Raw genomic sequence first — 17,337 nt, forward strand, 5'->3', positions numbered from 1 at the left:
TATAAAAATGTCACAATTTAGACACAATTATAATGCGCGTGTTGTAGGGACTATAAGTTTACTCTCGAGGAGGTAATGAAACGTATGAAAACGATTCTTGCTGTTGCTGGTCTCATTTGGGTAATGTCTCACGGTTTTCCGATTTTTGAAGGGGAGCAAATTCGTAGTGCTTTGAATGAAAAGTTTAATGATTATCATGTGATAGATCGAAAAGATAATGTCGTTACAGTACGTGTGAAAGACTGTTTCCATACAGTTACGGTTGCGGATGGAAACATTACAAATGAAACGAAAATGTGTGATAAAAGGTAAAAGAAAGAAGCTGACTATAGCGCACTGTTTTGAGTCAGCTTCTTTTTCTTTTTCCAATTAGAATTTTTTCAAATGCCTCAACAAATACATACATAAGAGTTGCAAGAACACATGTGAGTAGTACGCTAAGTAAGACGAGTGTGAAGTTAAAGACTTGGAATCCGTAGCTAATTAAGTAGCCAAGTCCTTGTTTGGAAACGAGAAGTTCTCCGAAAATAACACCGACCCAGGATAAACCAACATTTACTTTTAACGTTGAGATAATTGCTGGAAAGGATGCAGGGAGAACGACTTGCTTATAACATTGCCATTTATTTGCGCCAAATGTGTCCATCACTTTTATATAGTTAGAATCGACTTCTTGAAATGCACTGTAAATAACGAGAATGGTAATGATGATGGAAATGATTACTCCCATTGCGATAGAAGATGAAATGTTTGGACCGAAAATAACGATGATGATTGGACCGAGTGCAACTTTTGGCATTGCATTTAGGACGACGAGGTAAGGATCAAGTACGCGGGCTAGAAGTGGCATCCACCAAAGAAATGTGGCAATAATAGCACCGAGTACCGTTCCGAGAATGAAGCCTACTCCTGTTTCCAGCAATGTCGTCCATATGTGGGCCCAAAGTGAACCGTCGATCCATTTCGTTAAGAAGAGATCCCAAATACTCGAAGGAGAACTAAAGAGTAAAGGATCGATCCATTCTTTTTTGCTAGCTATTTCCCATAGTGCAAAGAAAAGAATAAGTAGTAAAAGCTGTAATGAGCGAGCAATCCAAGCACGCCTGCGTTCTTTCTTTCGAAATTGTTCATGTAGTTGTTTTATATTATCCAAGTCGTTCCAGCTCCTTCCATATATCTTGAAAGAGGGCTGGGAAATCGTAGTGATGGCGTGCTTCTAACGGTGATAAAGAACGGATACTTTCCGGGACGATAAAGGTTTTTGCGATTTTTCCAGGATTCGCTTGCAGTAAATAAATACGATCACTCATCGCAATCGCCTCTTCAATATCGTGAGTAACAAGTAGTGATGTTTTCTTATATTTATTTAGTAAGTTGAAAACGAGTTCTTCTAGTTTTAATTTCGTTTGATAATCGAGTGCGGAGAATGGTTCATCTAGTAATAAAATTTTCGGATCAGTTGCTAACGTTCGAACGAGAGCAGCACGTTGACGCATACCGCCGGATAGTTCACGAGGATATTGTCCTTCTACCCCATGTAGACCGACTTGTTTTAAAAGATTTAAAGTATGTTCTTTCATCTGTTCATCATAAATCTTTCGAATATGAAGTCCAAGCATAATATTTTCTTCAATTGTTTTCCACGGGAATAAGTAATCTTGCTGCAACATATATCCCATAGATGAAGTTTTCGTTGTAATTGGTTCACCATCTAAAAAGACGATACCATCAATTGGATCAAGTAGTCCAGCAATGATTGAGAGGAGCGTTGTTTTACCGCAACCACTTGGGCCGAGTATAGAAATAAATTCGCCTTCTTCCACTTGTAAGCTCATATCTTCGAGAATAAGTTTGGCATTCTCTTTTGCGAAAAAACAGTGAGAAACGTTACGTATTTGTAAAAAACTCATACACTTCGCCTCTATTTCTTAATAACGCTTTCGGCAATTTTTGTATTGACGAGCGCTTCATGTGGGACTTCTTTTTGTAATTCACCAGCATCTTTCATAATCGTTTGGAGCTGTTTCCATTCTTCCGCATCTAGTAGTGGATTTGTCGCATAAGAATGTTGTTTTTTATACCGTTCAATTACTTTTACTGTAATGTCTTTCGAAGTGTCTTTAAATAGCGGAGAAACAGCATCAGCAATCTCTTCTGGACTATGTGTATCAACCCATTGCTGTGCTTTATAGAGCGCACGTGTGAACTTTTCAGCAGCAGCTTTATCTTTCTTTAAGAAACTTTCTTTTGCCATGAACGTTGTATAAGGAACAGTACCAGATTCATTTCCGAATGAAGCGACGATATAACCTTTACCTTCTTTTTCGAATATGCTTGCAGTCGGTTCAAAGAGCTGCACAAACTCTCCTGTACCAGATGCAAAGGCATTTGCAATATTAGCAAATTCGATATTTTGAATTAAGTTCGTATCTTTCCGAGGATCAATGCCATTTTTCTTTAAAACGTATTCCCCAACCATTTGCGGCATGCCGCCTTTACGCTGTCCTAAAAATGTAACACCTTTTACGTCATTCCAATTAAAAGAGTCTAGTTTTTTACGTGAAACTAAAAATGTCCCATCTGTTTGTGTAAGCTGTGCAAAGTTAATGACAGGGTCTTTCGCTCCTTGTTGATGAACGTAAATAGACGTTTCAGAACCGACGAGAGCAATATCAATTCCGCCAGATAATAGGGCGGTCATCGTTTTATCGCCACCAGCTGTTGTTTGTAGGTCAATATTTAGTCCTTCATCTTTAAAAAATCCTTTTTCAATCCCGACATATAATGGGGCATAGAAGAGAGAATGGGTAACTTCGCCAACGCGAATGTTTTGAGTTTGTTCTTTCGTACTTTCTTTTTTACTACTACAAGCAGCAAAAGTAAAAACAGCTAGTAACATGATGCAAAAAATCGCGATTAATTTTTTCACTATATAACACCTCCTAGAAGTCACTCTACAAGCATGATATGTAGGTAAGTGCCCATATGTGAGTGTAGATAGCAGGAATTTTTTGGGTGGTAAAGAAGTACAAATATAAGGGGTGATAAAATGGAGTACGAATACGATGATAGCGTACATTTACATCTTGATTATTTCGGGACAGAATGTGATATGGAATCGATCGCTTATAAGAGGAAGAATGAAGACGTATGGGATGTGTATTTTAATTTTGGAGTATACGGTATTCAGAAAGACGATGTAGAGTTAGGTAGGTTTATGGACGAATATGCCGGTTATTACGTTTTTTCTGTACATGCTCGCGATCTTAGTTGGGAATTTGGAAGTGCCCAGTTTGAAGAGTGGGTTTTGAAAAATCGGATAGTAGAAAAAACGCTACAAAAATAGGAGGAATTTTGTGATTGGATTTCTCATCTTATTATTTATTTTTGTGGCCGGATTTTTTATTATGCAAATGCTTATTTACCGATTTGCAAAGAAAAACATCCATAAATATACAAAAATAAAATGGTTTCATATGTGGCTACATATGAATATGAAAAAAGGACCGAGATTAGATTTTTTTGATTTTGTAGTTATAGTGCTCGTATGTATCGTATGGAAAATATGGCTGCTTCCTTTTATATAATACACATACTAATCATTTTCTCTTTTCGTTATAGTAATAGTTGTAAAAAACTTGCATTTATACGTAAAACAGTGAGTGGTGTTGTGAAAGATATTTTGACAAATACAGACACACATACATACGGAATTAAAGTGTGATTACAGAATGGACAAATTGGCCGTGTGTAAAGTGTGGGGGAATAAGAAAGAGGTCGTCCAACGGTGGACGACCTCTTTCTTATTATGCTTGATTAGTGCGGAAGAATGGAAGCTTCTGCACAATGTGAATTAATCCGTATGCAAGAATTAAGCACATAAGAGGATTAATGAAAAATCCATAGCGATTAATTGCTAAGAATAAGTTTGAGAAGATAATGTAAATAATTGAACTTGCTACTAGCATCATAACGCGTTTATGTTTAAATGAATTTAGCATGAAGCAGAAGCTGCTCAAGAATGTACCGATGATAAACACTCTATGACATAGTTGCATAAAGTTGTGAATACGATATTGGTCTACAGCAGGAGCTGTTTTGAATAATTCAATTGTTTTACCGACAGTGAACCAAGAGAACCAATAAGTGAAGTCCGTCTTAAATCCGTTCTTAATTAATTCTTTTGCGTATGCACCTTTGTCATCTAAGCCTTTAGCTCTCATTTCATTTACTATATTTTCATATCCAATTTTATTAAATGGATCTGCACCGGCAATTAGTGGATCTGCACCTTGGGTTGAGAATAAAATAAATTGGTTGAGTGCTAAGTAGTTACGAACAACCCATGCGCCAATAATAAAGAAAGGTCCGATAAACCATAACAATCCGATTCGAATGGATTCTTTAAATCCATATGTAAATAACACAACAAGAACAGGAATGAGCATCATTGGAGCTGGATTTGGACGGAACATAAGTAAAATTGAAACGACAATTCCAAACCATATATGGAATTTCACTTTATTGTATTTCCATGCGAGAACAAATACATATACACATAACGCCAATAAGAATATGGATGGAACTTCTGTTAGCAATGTACGGAAGTATGTATAGTTACTTGGATAAATAGCATATAAAATACTTGCAACAATTCCATAAATGTTTTTTTCGAACAATTCTTTTCCTATTAAGAATACTAATAGCACTGTGCAAAGGTTCATGATCATGTTAATAACAGTTGCTACGTAATAGTAAGGAATTGATGTAATATCAGAAATAATCATAGCGCCAGCTAATAGTAATGGCTGACCTGGTGTAATATATGCATTTTTCCCTGGAACTTCACTAGGTTCTAAATACACATAACCAAATACACCATGTTTTAATAGTTGTTCAGCTGTTAACGAATAGTTAAAGGCATCATTTGCACCATATGTTACTTTGACTAACTCTCCATCTAATCCTGGCTGTTTTACTAAACAAAAAACGTGCAACAGGAAAGAAAGCGCCAAAATTGCATATACCGCTTTAGGCAAACTCTTAAACTTAGTAAGCAAAAATGAGCAACTCCTTTTTTATTAATTCTTTCGTATTTTTATGTGAAATCTTTAATAGTATTAAGGATTTCCAAAACATAGTTATTATATCATAAAGTGGAATGCTGAAATTAAGTTTTTCAAGAATGAGTAATTTGTATACCACAATTTAACTGTTGATTAAGGGAATATTAAGACAATACATTTATGGTAGAAGCAAGTATGCAGACGAAATATGTAATATATGTTATTTTAATAGAAATAGTTCTTTCGATGCGGGGGAAATTAAGACATAGAAACGAGGGAATGAATTGAAGTATGGTTCTACACTTTTTCATCTTCCAAAAAGAAATATATTAATTTCTAGCATTATAAGTAGTATGGTGACTTTATTAGTAATAACTATGCTGTTTATGATTTTAAAGGTTTTTAATTTAGACATGATGAAAGATCATTTAAATCAAAAGCTTGTTTTAAGTGTTATGATGATTTTCATATGGGGCATAACGTTTTATATTACGCATTTCAATAAAAAAGAGATGTCTATACTTAGAGCATCCCTGCGAGTGCATTTTATATTACTTTTATTAGCTCATACAGTAGCGTTATTTTATATTGTCATGCAAGTTAATATGAGTTTCATAGAGGCAATAAATTGGATTTACTTTTATAATATGCAGTTTATATTAAGTTTTGTAGTAATTTATGCAATATATATTCTTGTATATAATTTAATAGGTAAGGTTTTTCTAAGTATGGTTTTAACGAGCTGTACGTTAGTCATTTTATGTATTGTGAATTATTTGAAGCTTATTTTTAGAGGTGATCCGTTATATCCTTCTGATTTCACACAAATTACGCATATGCAATCTGTTATACCGATGGTGATGGACTATTTTAGTTGGAGTTATATTTTTGTCATTATCTTAAGTATCGTAGCTTGTATTGTAGTAGGGATATATATGAGAAGGTATATTCAAAATGTAAAGATTCATCTAGGAATAAGAGCCTCATTAGTAGTAGGATCTATTTTTGTTCTATATGCGTATGGCAATTTTGCGAATACATTTATGAATAAAGTATTTCAAAAATCAGGTGTAGATTTTGTTTTGTGGAATCAAAATGAGAACTACGCTTCAAATGGTTTTGTACTTGGGTTTATTAGCAATTTAGATACAACAGTTATGGAAAAACCAAAAAATTATTCTAAAGAAAATATGCTTCAAATAGCAAACGATATAAAAAAACAATATAGTGGAAATATAGGGAATCAAAAGAAAAAAGAGAAACCGAATATTATTTTTGTAATGAGTGAATCGTTTTGGGATCCGACGAAAGTAACCAACCTTTCTTTTAGTGAAGATCCTGTACCAAATTTGCATCATTATATAGAAAACTTTCCTGGGGGACAAACTATTTCTCCTACATTTGGGGGAAATACAGCGAACGTTGAATTTGAGGCATTAACAAGTTATTCAATGAGTTTGTTAAAGCCAGGTTCTATACCATATCAGCAGGTTATTACAAATAAGAAAGAAATTCCATCAATCCCTACGGCGTTGAAAAAAGAAGGGTATTACACAAGTGCAATTCATTCATTTGGTCGCACATTCTTTAAACGTGATGATGTATATAAGGTGTTAGGATTTGATAAGTTTAATGCAGAGGACACGATGAAAAATGTGGATATTGATGGAGATTATATTAGTGATTTAGCGATGAGTAAAGAGATAATTGCTGAGTTAGAGAAACAAAAACAACCTACATTTATTCATGCAGTTACGATGCAAAATCATTTTCCATTTACAGAGGACCGATTTGGTGAAAACCTAATAGAAATTAGCGGGCTAGAAAATGAAGAATCAAAAGGAGAATTAGAGACGTATACAGAAGGATTAAGACGTTCAGATGAGGCACTTCAATATTTAATAGAGCAACTAGATAATTTAGATAGACCTACATTATTAGTATTCTTTGGAGATCATCTTCCATCACTAGGAACAAATAAATCTTTTTATAAAGAAAATGGGTATATAACGAATGAAAAAACACCGAGTGAACGTTTAGCGATGGCGCAAACGCCGCTATTAATGTATGCAAACTTTGATATGCCAAATGATAATTTAGGTTTAGTAAGCCCAATTCATTTTTCTAATCTTATTTTTGATTATGCAGGATTAAATAAATCCTTATTTTATCAATTTTTATCGGAACTTTACAAGGAAATACCAGTGCTTAGAGATGAATTAAAAGTTGATAAAAACGGAGAAGTAATCAATGATTTAACAAAGAAACAAAAAGAAATGTTAGAGCAATATAAAATGCTCCAATATGATTTACTCGTTGGAAATCAATATAGTACAGATATCCTCTTTAAATAAAAGAAACAAAAAGAACTTGTATAACGATACAAGTTCTTTTTTCATAGTATTTAACGGGGTAACCAGACAAGCTGGGTTTAGGGAGTATTACCTGTACATTTAGTATATATGAAAATGTAATCGTTTTATTTGTGTATTTGTGAGAAATATGTGAATTTTATGTTTTGTGAAAAAATCTATTATATTAACTTTCGTTCTTGTATTGCAGTTGTTATGCATGTAAAAATTTTATCAGTTCTTTATTTAATTCATCCGCTTGATCGATTGGTGAACCATGACCACTATTTGTAAGAGCATGTAACTGAGAATTTTTAATTCGTTGTTGCGTAAGCTCAGCACTTTTGTAAGGAATTAGTTGGTCGTGAACGCCGTGGAAGATTTTTGTTGGGACGTTAATTTTATTTAAATCTTTCGTTACATCTTCATTTGCAGCTGCTTGTAAAATTTTGATAAGGGCATAAGAAGCGGACTGCATACCGAGATAAGAAAACCATTCAAGGGTTGCAGCCCCTAAGTTTCTATTGAAAAAGGATAAAGATACGTCATTTAAAAATTTTGGTAAATTAGCATACATTTGATTAATGAGAGCATCTGCTTGTTCTTTCGGTACACCGTAAGGGGACTCTTGATTTTTAACGAAAGAGGGGGAGACAGCGTCAATTAATGCGAGCTTAGAAATGCGGCGCCCATGATAGCGAGACATATAGCGAATAGAAAGAGCACCACCAACTGAGAAACCGACTAATGTAGCGTTCTCTACTTGGAGTGCTTCTAGAACAATTGCGATATCATCGGCTAATCGATCATACGTGTAACCAGTCCATGGCTTATCAGATTGCCCATTCCCTCGTATATCCATGGCGATACAACGAAAGCCATGCTCTGGTAAAACATTGATTTGATATTGATACATTTGATGATTTAAAGGCCATCCGTGAACGAAGAAAACAGTCTTACTACCTGGACCAGGATTAACGTCTTGCACAAAAATATGCACATCTTTCTCGACAGTAACAAACATAAAACTCCCCCTGTTCTATCAATAGGCTCCATTCTAAAAGCTTTGTTTTACTTTTTAGGCCGTCTATATAAAACATCCTCCATAATATACGTATTAATGATCATAGATTTTATGCTCTGTATATAGTCTAAATATATTGCGTTTTTGGTACGATTTTCCTCAAATGTTCGATTTATCTTTGTTTGTCTATGAAAATCATTTATTATAATAAATGGTATTCTTCGAGATATTATTTTGAAGGGGTGTTGAAGTGAAAGAAAGTTTTCTATCATATAAAGAAGAAGAAAGGAATGCAAAAATCCTTTTATGGGTGTTATATGTCATTGTTATTGTATATCAAATTTTCTATGCAATCGTATTAGAAGATAAATCAATAATGGATAAGGGATACAACATAATATGGCAAGTTATTTGCGGAGTAGCAATACTATGCGTGAATATATATTTACTGAAAAAAGAAAAGGCAAACCTTGTTAAATATGCATGGATATTTGCATACATAGGGATAGAAATCGCTAATATAGTTTCGTATATTTTTTATAATAAGGCGGCGTTTGATGCGACAAATATAATAGAAATTATTCTCATTTTCTTTGTACCCATATTTTTAAATAAAAAATTTTATGTGTTTTTGCTTTCCTCTATTGTAGGAAAATATTTAATTTATTTATTTGTATTAGAGGAAATAAAAGCATTTATGTTCCTTATTATGTGTACGCTTATGTTAATAGCTGCATATATCATTTTAAATCGATTTTTACAATATCTTTCAGCTGTAAAGGAAAGTATTGCGATTGCTAGTGAATCACAAAAATTAGCAGTAATCGGAAAAATGGCAGCGACTGTTGGACATGAAATTAAAAATCCACTGGCTTCATTAAAAGGATTTACGCAATTACAACGAGAGAAGCATGAAGAGGATCCTATTTATAAACGTATGATTTTTGAAATAGAAAATATGAATAATATGATAAGTGAGTTGATGGAAGTTGCTACATGCAAACCTTCTATTTATAAGAAACATGATGTAGGAAAAATTGTATTACAAGTAATAACAAGTCTTCGCGGAAAAATGAATGAATTAAACGTGCAGTTTATTTCTAATGTGGAAGAAAAAACAATAGAAGTTGAATGTGATGAACGAAAAATAAGAGGAGTCTTTTTATATACGATAAAAAATGCTTTAGAGGCAATGGAACAAGGTGGCATATTACATTTGCAATTAGAGAATAAAGGGAAAGAATATGTAATAATCAGCGTAATCGATAATGGTCATGGTATTAAGCAAGAAAACTTAACCCGTGTTACAGAAGCCTTTTATACAACGAAACAAGATAAAATTGGTCTGGGACTTACGGTAGCGAATCGAATTGTCGCCGAGCACCTTGGTGAGCTGCATATTTCAAGTGAAAGAGATACTGGAACGAGAATAGACATCATTCTCCCAAGGAAGTGTGGAAATACTGAAATCCAAGTGGAAGAAAAGCTAGGAGTTACCATATGAATAAAGGCTATATATTTAAAAATGAAGAAATAAAGGCATTGAAAGTATTTTTAAGTTTATTTTTTATTATATTTTTTGTGTATGATCTTGCCTATGAATTTATCGTACCTTTAATCGCGGGAGAGCAAGAAGGCGTAGGAAAGTTTGAAGATGGTTTAGGTTTATGGCTTTACTTTTTGACGGTAGTATTGTTTTGCAGTGGAATATACTTTATGAAATGGAAGAATGTTTTTGTGGTAAAGTATATTATTCTAATTGGCTATAATGTATTAGATTGTATCCATAACATTATGATTTATTATGGTAGCGATGCGGAATTTGACGGTGGAAATATAGTAGAAGTATTTTTTATTTTGTTCGCACCAATCTTTGTGAACAAAAGATATTTCTGGTTAGTTCCAGCGATACTTGTCGGGAAGTACGCTCTTACAGGAATCATTATTCAATCTTCTCTCGTTTTAATCCCAATGGCATTATATAGTGTATTTACTATTATATGTTGGATTATATTTTTGAGGGTTCAGTCTTACGTTCGTACGCTTGAGATGATGGACAAAGAAATAAAACAGACAGAAAAACTAGCAGCTGTTGGAAAAATGGCAACGGTTATTGGTTATAAGATTAGAAGACCTTTAGCAAACTTAAAAAAACTTGTGAATAAACAAGCCGACAAGCATCCAGAGGATAAAATTTATAGTGATATTATGAAACAAGAAGTAGATCGGATTCATATAATTGCTACAGAACTTAGTGGATTTGAGAAATCTAAATCACTAGAATCAGAAACTCATAACATACAAGAAATTATCTCTTATGTTATTCGAGTTATGGAAAAGCCTGCTTTAAAACAAGGAGTCCACATACAAGGTATTTACAGTAAAGACTTACCGTCCATTACATGTGATGAAAAACGATTAAAACAGGTCTTTTTTAATTTAATCAAAAATGCAATTGAAGCAATGTCAGTTGGAGGAACAATTACGATTAAAGTTACTGTAAAAGATGGAATCATCGTTCAAGTGAAAGATGAGGGATGTGGTATTCCAAAAGATAAAATTCCAAAGTTAAATGAAGCCTTTTATACAACGAAAGAAACAGGAACTGGTCTAGGTTTAGTAGTTACAGAAAAAATTATTAAAGACCACAATGGTAAAATGAGTTTTGAAAGTGAAGTTGGGGTTGGAACAACGGTTGAGGTTATGTTACCACTGCATTAAATAGAAAAAACATCACTTATTTGGAAGTAATGCTTTTGTGTTCTTCTTAGGTAGACGTTCTAAAAAAGAGGACGATAACGAAAAATAATATATTGATAGTGTAAAAAGAAAATAATGGATGTTTTACTATGAAAAATATATAATGGCTTTGTCTGTTATTTGTTGTAGTTCATTTATATTTCTATTTGTTGACCCGAATCTCGGGTCTTTTTTTTATGAAATGAATTGCTATATGTCAGTGATTAGAAAAATAGAATATATATTCATGCTGTAATACTGGTAGCGTCAGTAAACTCGGTGCTACCAGTAGGTTCGTTTTCCGGCACAACGAAAGCATTTACGTTGGTACAGGTGGTGCTTTCACATTTCTCTATTTTTCTGTGGTCGATTGTATTGTGTATATAAATTTAAAAAATGATAGCGTTAGAGCCACCATTTCTCCTGCGGAAGCAAAATAACATCCACATCAAAATTTTCTTTAAACCACTCATACATCAATGTCTCTTTCACTAAATATTCAGAGGCAGAGTGTGACACACCAATTAGAGACATATTCGTTTCTTTTACATAATCCATAATGAGCGAGTATTTATGTCGGCCGTAATCATTGTCGATATGGCAATGGATTTCTCCTGTAATATATGCTTCAGCACCTTTTTCTTCTGCTTCCTTCATTAAAGATACAACATCGCCACATCCAGCGATAATTGCGATTTTTTTGATGGAATCATGTCGTTTACCTTCGAAGTCTGTGTAAGGAATCTGGAAGAGTTGTTTTAGATGTTTTTGGAGTGCTTCTGTTGATGTTTCATCTATTTCACAAATAAGGCCAATTGGTTCTTGTTCTGGACCTCCATATGCAAAGTCGTCCACTACAGTAGCGTTTAATGCTTTTGCAATTGAAATACTCGTTCCATGCGTTTGATGAAAATCCATTGGTACGTGACATGTATATATAGAAAGTTGTTTTTCTTTTATTCCTTGCAAATATTTTTCAGGAATTGGTATGAAACCGCGACCGGATCTTCCAAGCGGATCACCACACTCCATTACAAGGGGATGGTGCATAAAGAGTAAATCACCAGGTGTGGATTGTGAAATGAATGTTTCGAGAACGTCATCTGTAGGGAATACAGCTAAAAATACTTTGTTTACATTTTCAGATCCGTGCATCATAAGGCCGTTAAATAAATCTACAAAATTTGCTTCGAAAAATTGTTGCCAAGGAAATTTGATAGGATCATATACGGCTGGGATAAATCGACTAAAGGCACTATCTTTTCCGTATTTTTCAATTTGGAATAAGTGATTGAGTGATTGCTCTATTTTTTTTAAGGCTGGCATGTTTGATAATCCTCCTTAAGATGATTCTTGCTTTATGAGTTGTTTGTATTCTTCGTAGTAAAATAAGAAGCGGATAGGTAACAAATAAAACCTAGAATCCAGCCGATAGAAGGAGGATAGGGAAGTACATGCTGTAATAGCATTCCGCTAGAAATGAAGAAACTACCCAATAGACCTAATAATATAGGATATCGTTGTAGTTTGAACACGGATAGTAAACATCCTTTCTCCTGCATGAACTACTCATAAAAGCTCGATTGCTGAAACTTTATCACATACATTGTATATTAGTCTTAATTTTCTGTATATAACTTTTAAGAAAAATGGTGATACAATATATGAATGATAAGAGAAGAGAGGATGAAGATTAACATATGTACGTTACTGTAACAGAAGCAGCATATAAAAAGATTAAAGATACGATTCCAAGTGAAGCGAAATATATAAAGTTATTTTACGATAATGAGGGTTGCGGTTGTGTCATGAGCGGAATTATCGATTTAGTAGCTGTAGCAGAGAAAGATGAGCGCGATGTGGATATTGAATCAAGCACAATGAACTTTATCGCTGATCGTACAAAGCTTGTATTTATGGACGATAAGTTAACGGTTGATTGGCATGAAGGTGGAGGAACTTTTCAGTTGAAGAGCCCAAGCCAGTTTTATAATCCAAATATGAAGTTACACGTTCGAATATAGTAAAGGAAAGGTGATTCCAAAATGTATTTTGGAATCACCTTTTTTATTTTATAAGTGGCTATTATTGTCGATTTTTGTTGATAAGTCGATATATTGAAAAAATCGCTGATATAAATGGAGTTGCGCTGATATATTTAGGAAATCGCCGATATAAATGGAGTTGCGCCGATATATTCAGAAAATCGCTGATATAATTTCATTTACCAAAACGTTTCAATAGTAAAAAGATTTTTTCACATAATGAAATGTACATATGATTGAATTTTCTGTATAATCTTCTTTGCGGAGGGGATACGCATGAGAAGATGGGGAATTGAGTTGTTAATTTTAAGTGTTGTTATTATTTGGGGGATTAACTATACAATTGCGAAGTATGGACTTTTAGAATTTACAGCAATTGAGTTTACTGCACTTCGCATGATGGCGGCGGCACCGCTTCTGTTACTCCTTACCTTTTTTATTGAAAAGTCGGTTTATATGGAGCGAAAGGATATACCTAGATTAATTATCGTTAGCATTGTAGGTATTGTACTGTATCAAACGTTATTTATGGAAACTGTCAAATATACATCCGCTACAAATGCCTCTTTACTCATTTCTATTTCACCTATTTTTACAACTGCATTTGCGATTTTCTTGAAACAAGAAAAGTTTTCTTCTCGAAAGTTAATCGGTTCTATGACTGCCTTTGTTGGTGCAGCATTAGTTTTAGTAGCAGGACATTCGCTTACTAGTTCTTTTTATGGCAATGGAATTGGACTGATTACATCAATATGCTGGGGGCTTTATCCTGTTTTAGCAGGACCATTAATTAAAAAATATTCAGCATTACGTGTTACAGCATGGTCTGCATTAGTGGGTGCGATTCCGCTATTATTGTTAAGTGGTCCACATGTGTTTGTCATGCCATTTCACATTACTCACGGAATGACACTATTTGCTTTACTATATTCTATTTTCTTTGTAACAGTATTTGGTCTAGTAATGTGGTATGTTGGTGTTCAAAAAATTGGGGCGTCACATACGATGGTATATATGTATATAACGCCGCTTGTAGCGGTTTTATTTGCAGCTGTCTGGGCAAATGAATATGTATCGTTTCAACAAATCATCGGTGGAATTATCATTTTTGTCGGTCTATGGTTTGTGAAATCGGAGAAAGTAAAAGTTCATTCTATTGCAGGGGAACCTATATCAAAATAGGAAAACAGATCACCTATGATCTGCTTTCCTATTTTTTTATTTTTGGTAAGAAGATGAGAAATAAGATAGCAGTAATAAGTGGAATTAAGTTTAAAAATGGAATACGGAAGAGTGTAATAAGAATAATACCTGGAAGAAGAACACCGAGGACAGCGTAAAAAATGCTATGGTTTTTCGTGTACCAATACAATGAAAGTCCAATAAGTGCAGGGATAATGAGGTGAATGAGAGCCATTAAAAAATAAATCATTAGACGCCCCCTTTATTTGTGTACTTATTACATCATATCCGTATGTTCATAGATTGATATCATTTTTTTCATAAATGGACGAAAAAAGTTTGAAAAACCGTCACAAAATGTGAGAATATGATGTTTGAAATCTTGTATAATATTATTTTCTAAAAACATTTAAACAACATAAACATACTGTTTATGTTGTTTTTAATTTGAATGAAATGGATGTAAGGAATATGAATTTGAAAGAAATTTTTTGTTGGATAGATAAGAACGAATGAAGAGAGGTACAGCATGATTAGTATGTCATTAAGGTCGTTTAAAATTCAATCGTATTATATACTAGGTATTCTTTTACTAGGCTGGATGGTAACACCGTTTTCAGCACATTTTTTAGGTGCAGGAATTGGACTTATCGTAAGTATGTATTGCGTTTGGCTTTTAGGGAGAAGAATTGAGAAGCTTGGAGATAGTATTGTAAAGAAGACGAAAGCACCGACACTCGGTATGTTTAACCGTTTTGCAGCTGCCATTTTGGGTGCTATTATTATGTACGAAATTGAGCACCACATGGTTATGTGGGCATTTGCAGTAGGGATTTTGGGTGGGTATTTCTTAATTGTTGTTAATTTAGGATACTATAGCATGAAAGATGAGAAAGAACTAACAAAGAGCTAAAAAAGGTAAAAGACTTCTTTTTAGATGGAATAGATGATCCAGCCACGGATAGAAGCGGTCAGGGCCTTTTTTAGCCCCATACGATGTGAAACCCAGTAGGGATATAATGTATATATTCGAAGCTGTAATTTTATAATCTAGGTCACAGATGAAGAGATTAGCGTTTCACTTTATATAAGATATAGAAAGAAGCTTACGTTTTCACGTAAGCTTCTTTTTTATGTAAGTGTGTGTAACCGTTAAGCCGCATTGGGTTTTGTCGGTGAGTACGCGAAACTTTACGGTTACACGACACTTATTCATATGAGTAAAGGGTTATTCCAACAGAAAGTTTTAATTTAAGCGATTGGACCGCCTAAGTTAATAATGTCTTCAGATACGCTGTCGAACTTTTTGAAGTTAGCTTTGAATTCATTTGCAAGTTCGATTGCTTTTGCTTTGTAAGCAGCTTTATCAGCCCAAGTTTGTTCAGGCATTAACACTTCGTCAGGTACACCTGGTACGTGAAGTGGAACTTCAAGACCGAAGATGTCATGTTTAGCTGTTTCAGTTTTCGCAAGTTCACCGTTTAATGCAGCTTGAATCATTGCACGAGTGTAACCTAAGTTCATACGTTTACCAACGCCGTATTCGCCACCAGTCCAGCCAGTGTTTACTAAGAATACTTTCGCATCGTGTTTCTCAATTTTTTCACCAAGCATTTCAGCATAGCGAGATGCATCAAGTGGTAAGAATGGTGAACCGAAGCAAGTTGAGAATGTTGCTTGCGGAGATGTAACACCGCGCTCTGTTCCTGCTAGTTTACTAGTGTAACCACTTAAGAAATGATACATAGCTTGTTCTTTTGATAACTTACTGATTGGAGGCAATACGCCAGATGCATCAGCAGTTAAGAAAATGATTGTATTTGGGTGTCCAGCAACACTTGGCAGTACGATATTGTCGATCGCATGCATAGGGTATGCAGCACGAGTATTTTCTGTTAAAGTAGTATCGTTATAGTCTGCGATACGCGTTTGGTCATTAATGATAACGTTTTCTAAAACAGATCCAAATGTGATTGCATCGAAAATTTGTGGTTCTTTCTCGTGAGAAAGGTTTACACATTTCGCGTAGCAACCGCCTTCAATATTGAATACACCGTTATCAGACCAACCGTGCTCATCATCACCAATTAATTTACGGTTTGGATCAGCAGATAATGTTGTTTTACCTGTTCCAGATAAACCGAAGAATAATGCTACATCGCCTTCTTCACCTACGTTTGCAGAACAGTGCATAGAAAGAATATCTTGTTCAGGTAATAAGAAGTTCATAATAGAGAAGATTGATTTTTTCATTTCTCCAGCGTATTCTGTACCACCAATTAATACGATGCGTTTTTCGAATGAAACCATAATGAATGCTTCAGAGTTTGTACCGTCAACAGCTGGATCAGCTTTGAAATTCGGTGCAGAAACAATTGTGAACTCTGATTCATGAGTCGTTAATTCTTCTTCAGTTGGACGAATGAATAATTGATGTACAAATAAATTGTGCCATGCATATTCGTTAATAACTTGAATTGGTAGGCGGTAATTGCGGTCAGCGCCTGCAAATCCTTTGAAGACGAATAACTCTTCTTTTTCTTTTAAGTATTCTAAAACTTTAGTATATAATTTATTAAAATGTTCTTCAGAAATCGGTTGGTTCACAGCTCCCCAAGCAATTTTGTCAGCAACCGATGCTTCTTTCACAATAAATTTATCTTTAGGAGAACGTCCTGTATATTTTCCTGTTGAAGCAGAAACGGCACCAGTAGAAGTTAATTTCCCTTCATTTCGCATTAATACTTTTTCCACTAATTGCGGAACACTTAGTTGAATCTGTGCATTGCTTCCGTTCAATAATTCGTGTAAACCAATTTGGACATTCACAGTACTCATATTTATATACCATCCTTTTCATTTAATGAAATATTTCTCGTAATCCCCAACAATAGTATAACACAATTATATAAATAATGTATACTATTTAT

At 34.3% G+C, this 17,337-nt stretch carries 17 protein-coding genes and 1 pseudogene; 10 read left to right on the forward strand and 8 right to left on the reverse strand.

All coding sequences use genetic code 11. The features are described 5' to 3' along the window. The first annotated feature begins 84 nt into the window (after window positions 1–84). On the forward strand, window positions 85–312 hold the full coding sequence (locus AB6801_RS06520) for a hypothetical protein (RefSeq protein ID WP_000849112.1): 228 nt from the start codon (window positions 85–87) through the stop codon (window positions 310–312). Window positions 313–346: 34 nt separating this feature from the next. Here the strand turns inward: AB6801_RS06520 and AB6801_RS06525 are convergent, their stop codons facing one another. Genes AB6801_RS06525 through AB6801_RS06535 form a run of 3 tightly spaced genes read right to left on the reverse strand, consistent with a single transcriptional unit; the run spans window position 347 to window position 2,929 of the window. Beyond that, a complete protein-coding gene (locus AB6801_RS06525) occupies window positions 347–1,153 on the reverse strand; it encodes an ABC transporter permease (RefSeq protein ID WP_016118773.1) in 807 nt (268 codons plus the stop codon). Then, window positions 1,146–1,910, reverse strand: coding sequence for an ABC transporter ATP-binding protein (locus tag AB6801_RS06530; RefSeq protein ID WP_000009025.1), 765 nt, complete (start codon window positions 1,908–1,910; stop codon window positions 1,146–1,148). The genes AB6801_RS06525 and AB6801_RS06530 overlap by 8 nt, the downstream gene beginning before the upstream one ends. An 11-nt stretch (window positions 1,911–1,921) precedes the next feature. After that, window positions 1,922–2,929 (reverse strand): ABC transporter substrate-binding protein, encoded by a 1,008-nt coding sequence (locus AB6801_RS06535; protein ID WP_000733151.1) that lies wholly within the window; start codon window positions 2,927–2,929, stop codon window positions 1,922–1,924. A gap of 120 nt (window positions 2,930–3,049) precedes the next feature. On the opposite strand from AB6801_RS06535, the gene AB6801_RS06540 reads away from it, so the two are divergent. The 3 genes and pseudogenes from AB6801_RS06540 to AB6801_RS06550 all read left to right on the forward strand — a co-directional run. Further along, window positions 3,050–3,346, forward strand: coding sequence for a DUF3986 family protein (locus AB6801_RS06540; RefSeq protein ID WP_000455580.1), 297 nt, complete (start codon window positions 3,050–3,052; stop codon window positions 3,344–3,346). 10 nt (window positions 3,347–3,356) lie between these two features. Beyond that, window positions 3,357–3,587, forward strand: coding sequence for a hypothetical protein (locus AB6801_RS06545; RefSeq protein WP_000578981.1), 231 nt, complete (start codon window positions 3,357–3,359; stop codon window positions 3,585–3,587). Window positions 3,588–3,652: 65 nt separating this feature from the next. Further along, window positions 3,653–3,724: pseudogene (locus AB6801_RS06550) on the forward strand (DUF2196 domain-containing protein); the annotation flags it as partial. An 82-nt stretch (window positions 3,725–3,806) separates the two neighbouring features. Here the strand turns inward: AB6801_RS06550 and AB6801_RS06555 are convergent. Further along, window positions 3,807–5,060 (reverse strand): glycosyltransferase family 39 protein, encoded by a 1,254-nt coding sequence (locus tag AB6801_RS06555; RefSeq protein WP_000956220.1) that lies wholly within the window; start codon window positions 5,058–5,060, stop codon window positions 3,807–3,809. A 290-nt stretch (window positions 5,061–5,350) separates the two neighbouring features. Here AB6801_RS06555 and AB6801_RS06560 point away from each other — a divergent pair, with 290 nt between their 5' ends. Then, window positions 5,351–7,420, forward strand: coding sequence for an LTA synthase family protein (locus AB6801_RS06560; protein WP_097842348.1), 2,070 nt, complete (start codon window positions 5,351–5,353; stop codon window positions 7,418–7,420). 211 nt (window positions 7,421–7,631) lie between these two features. Here AB6801_RS06560 and AB6801_RS06565 read toward each other — a convergent pair whose 3' ends face one another. Continuing rightward, complete coding sequence (locus tag AB6801_RS06565) at window positions 7,632–8,441, reverse strand: alpha/beta fold hydrolase (RefSeq protein ID WP_097813950.1); 810 nt, start codon at window positions 8,439–8,441, stop codon at window positions 7,632–7,634. A 250-nt stretch (window positions 8,442–8,691) separates the two neighbouring features. Between AB6801_RS06565 and AB6801_RS06570 the strand changes: the two genes are divergently transcribed. Then, window positions 8,692–9,945 (forward strand): ATP-binding protein, encoded by a 1,254-nt coding sequence (locus tag AB6801_RS06570; RefSeq protein ID WP_000664888.1) that lies wholly within the window; start codon window positions 8,692–8,694, stop codon window positions 9,943–9,945. Further along, window positions 9,942–11,162 (forward strand): ATP-binding protein, encoded by a 1,221-nt coding sequence (locus tag AB6801_RS06575; RefSeq protein WP_001032637.1) that lies wholly within the window; start codon window positions 9,942–9,944, stop codon window positions 11,160–11,162. The genes AB6801_RS06570 and AB6801_RS06575 overlap by 4 nt, the downstream gene beginning before the upstream one ends. 423 nt (window positions 11,163–11,585) lie before the next feature. On the opposite strand, the gene AB6801_RS06580 is transcribed toward AB6801_RS06575, so the two are convergent. Continuing rightward, window positions 11,586–12,506, reverse strand: a complete 921-nt coding sequence (locus AB6801_RS06580; protein WP_061654616.1) for a Nif3-like dinuclear metal center hexameric protein — start codon at window positions 12,504–12,506, stop codon at window positions 11,586–11,588. Window positions 12,507–12,880: 374 nt separating this feature from the next. On the opposite strand from AB6801_RS06580, the gene AB6801_RS06585 reads away from it, so the two are divergent. Together AB6801_RS06585 and AB6801_RS06590 are read left to right on the forward strand one after the other, a co-directional pair. Next, entirely contained in the window at window positions 12,881–13,204 is a 324-nt protein-coding gene (locus AB6801_RS06585) for an iron-sulfur cluster biosynthesis family protein (RefSeq protein WP_097842345.1), read from the forward strand. Window positions 13,205–13,501: 297 nt separating this feature from the next. After that, window positions 13,502–14,407, forward strand: coding sequence for a DMT family transporter (locus tag AB6801_RS06590; protein WP_001255414.1), 906 nt, complete (start codon window positions 13,502–13,504; stop codon window positions 14,405–14,407). Window positions 14,408–14,435: 28 nt separating this feature from the next. On the opposite strand, the gene AB6801_RS06595 is transcribed toward AB6801_RS06590, so the two are convergent. After that, on the reverse strand, window positions 14,436–14,657 hold the full coding sequence (locus AB6801_RS06595; RefSeq protein ID WP_000639042.1) for a hypothetical protein: 222 nt from the start codon (window positions 14,655–14,657) through the stop codon (window positions 14,436–14,438). A 279-nt stretch (window positions 14,658–14,936) separates the two neighbouring features. Between AB6801_RS06595 and AB6801_RS06600 the strand changes: the two genes are divergently transcribed. After that, window positions 14,937–15,320, forward strand: coding sequence for an ATP synthase subunit I (locus AB6801_RS06600; RefSeq protein WP_000624929.1), 384 nt, complete (start codon window positions 14,937–14,939; stop codon window positions 15,318–15,320). Between the two features lie 338 nt (window positions 15,321–15,658). On the opposite strand, the gene pckA is transcribed toward AB6801_RS06600, so the two are convergent. Continuing rightward, window positions 15,659–17,245 carry a phosphoenolpyruvate carboxykinase (ATP) gene (pckA, locus tag AB6801_RS06605; protein WP_000108802.1) on the reverse strand — a complete coding sequence of 529 codons (1,587 nt, stop codon included), beginning with the start codon at window positions 17,243–17,245 and terminating at the stop codon, window positions 15,659–15,661. Between the last annotated feature and the right edge of the window lie 92 nt (window positions 17,246–17,337).

The sequence above is a fragment of the Bacillus sp. RCC_6_1 genome (genome assembly GCF_041360755.1).
Classification (GTDB): Bacteria; Bacillota; Bacilli; order Bacillales; family Bacillaceae_G; genus Bacillus_A; species Bacillus_A cereus.